Consider the following 2,966-nt stretch of genomic DNA (forward strand, 5'->3'; position numbering starts at 1 on the left):
AAAGAAAAGAGCCCTTGAAGGGCTCTTTTCTTTTGCTTTTTAAGTTCTTGATTCAGCTACTGATTATTGCTGAAAAGTAGCTGTTTGTGAAGCTGCATCCCATGTGTACTCAACGCCCATGGCACGAGCAAATCTGGAAGCAGGTACGAAAGTTCTGCCGTTTACGATTTCAGCAGTTGCATCCATTTCGGAGAAAGGAGCACCATTAGCAGTGATCACATTGCTTCCGATGGTCATGCCGTATACAACGTTCTTGTACACAACAGTTACAGTTCTGCTGGCTTCGTTCCACTGAGGCTTGGAACCAAACATGTCTTCCAGGTAACGAACGGGGATCATCAGTCTGTCGTTGCTGATATAAGGAGCAACATCCATCATGTTCATTTCACCGTTCACTGTGAAGCCAGTTTGACCTACTGTGAAGGAAACTGCTTTAGGTGTGATACCGATAGGCTCATCAGTTGTGGGGCTCACAACTGTAGCAACAACTGGCTCAACAACCCAGTTTTGTCTAAAGAACTCTGTGCTTCCGCCGCCTCTTGCTTCTCTTCTTACATCTCTCATTGGGCCTGCTGTACCTTCAAAGATATTGTTTCTTACCAGCGAGAATCCACCAACGCTCAAGCTGTAGTCACCTTTTGCAGGAGTTCTGTTCAAGGTTACAGTTGCTCCAACTACAGTAACTTTACTTGCTTCGTAACCAGCATTCTCGATAGGAATGTACATCATGTTACCTTCAATGGTCACTTCATCTTCATCAATCTCTACGCCTTCATTAGGATTGTCAACAAGGATTGTGTCAAAAGTTTTCCATGTTCCTAGACCTGAAGGAAGAGCAAGTACTAAATAGCCATCATCATTAAGTGCACCTGCACGCGCTTCTGTGATAACGATATCGTTAAGAATTTGATCTTGGATACCAATTACCAGATTTTGAGGTTCAACCTCTACCATTACAGGCGCAATAGCTTCTCCGATAACAACTGTTTGTTCTTGAGGCATGCTTCTGCCAGTTACTTGAGCTGTGATCTCACCAGCCGCATTGGCTCTTGCTGTTACCCACAGAGTCAACTCAACATAACCTTTTTCATTTGCAACGACTCCACCTGGGAAAGAAAATTCGATTTTATTGTCTTTAAGGATTGTGTCTTCCCCATCTTTAAGAAGTTGCTCCTCTAAATATCTTGCTGCTGCTGCATTTCGGCTTTCACCATCTTCCTGGTAACCTGCAGGAACATTCATGTTTTTCACTTCTTCTACACGCAGGTTCGCAATGCTTGCCCAGCTCGGCAATTCAACAACTGTAGTGCGTTGTACTAACCAAGCATTAGGCACTTCTTCTTCAATGATGATTGTAGCCATTTTAATTTCATCATCGTACATTGAGAGCGCACCGTCGTTTTGCACTGGCAAGTATCCTGCAAGAATTTCAGTTGGATCGCCATCTACAGAAACCTTAACCAGCCAATCAACTCTTTCAGCTACTTTAAAGTTTTGTCTTGAAACGTTGTTGTTATAGTTATCTGTGCGGCCTAAACCTTCAATCGTTACTTCCACATCACCAAATCGCGCATCTCTCTCAGCGACAATTTCAAGTCCTTGTAAAATTAATGTTCCACGAGCTTGGTTAGCCGCAAGACCATCAACCTGAACTACAAGCACTCTTGGGTTTCGTGTGATTTCACCTCTCTCTTCATTATCGCCTGCTGATCCGCGAATGAATGATTCTACTGTAACAGAATTTCCTCTGAATCCGCCCGCTACATTAAATTGAGGGTTTACAGCATTATCTGTTCCAGCTTGGTCCCAATCTGTGCTTTCTGAAGAGTTAGCCCAGTAGAATCCACGAGGAAGTGTCAATGTGAACTCTTCTTGAGCAGATAAAGTTCCAATTGAAGTTTCGTCGATCATGATGTTTCCTAGTGTCACACGCTCAGTAAACTTAGGGCTGGTGACAGCTCTTGAAGTTGTTTTGCCAGTTCCAACAGTGGCAAACGTCAGGCTTCCACCAGTAATTTTGTTGTCCCATGGATCAATGGTAACAACAGCGTCGCCAGTACCTGTTACTTTGGCAACGATCGGAAAAAGTAGTTCTCGATCATTGTCCTCAATCCATGCATTCCAGTCTGCAACTGAAAAGCTGACTTCGATTTCTTTGCTTCCTAAGCGAGACACGCTAACGGGTCCGTTAGAGTTTGTCTGTCTTCCTTCAAAATCAAAGAACTTGCCATTTACTGCTGAAGGCCATTCAGCATTTTCATTCAGTCTCAGTCTAAAAGCAACTTCATCAGGGTTTCCAACTGAGGTAAAGTCACTTCTTTTTTCCTCAATACCCAGCAATGGTGCTGTTTGATCACCAGTTAACAGTGCAGTAGCTGCAGGAGCATAAACACTTGATGCTACAGGTGCAAACGTTTGGTCTTTACGGACCATAGGAACACTTACCATTCTGTTGGTACTGGCTGCAAATGCTGACATTGGGATCAATGACAGAATCATTACGAGCGCAAGTACTAATGCGATATTCTTTCTCATTAATTTGTTGCCTCCTTTTCGATGTTGTCGTTCTGTACTGCCTGCGGGCTGTTTGATTTCAGCCCATGTGATGTTGAGTGATTGGTTCGGCTCCCTCCTTTCGATCCAGGTTTCGAAGCTTCTCCTTCAAGGTTCCGGCGAAGTACCAGGAAGCAGCACCTCTCAACCGGCTCCAAAGGAAGGGTGAACTGCACAACCCTCCATCATACGAGTGATTATATCACCCGCAGGTGCAGTGGGTCAACCAAAAGCCGGGGTTTGTAACAGGATTGTAAAGTAGGGCACATGAACTGCCGGTCTACATTCTCCACTTACCCTCGCTTCTGCTTTCCCGTCTGCTATCTAACATTATACCCTTCCCTTCGGGTGAATACCATTACAGCCTTGTTACAAATGCGTGACAAGTCTGATACTGTAAAAGCAGCTTTTGC

Annotated in this window: 1 protein-coding gene; it reads right to left on the minus strand. The window is 44.3% G+C overall.

The annotated features are described in order from the left end of the window. Positions 1–63 precede the first annotated feature (63 nt). Positions 64–2,535: a copper amine oxidase N-terminal domain-containing protein gene (locus tag AAIG11_RS17740; protein WP_343187538.1), complete on the minus strand. Its 2,472-nt coding sequence runs from the start codon at positions 2,533–2,535 to the stop codon at positions 64–66. Positions 2,536–2,966 lie beyond the last annotated feature (431 nt).

Origin of the sequence: Anoxynatronum sibiricum, assembly GCF_039414295.1 — a bacterium.
GTDB lineage: Bacteria > Bacillota > Clostridia > Peptostreptococcales > Tindalliaceae > Anoxynatronum > Anoxynatronum sibiricum.

Coding starts and splice junctions, on each gene's coding strand:
- AAIG11_RS17740 (WP_343187538.1), bottom strand. CDS start 2,535: ATGAGAAAGAATATCGCATTAGTACTTGCGCTCGTAATGATTCTGTCA.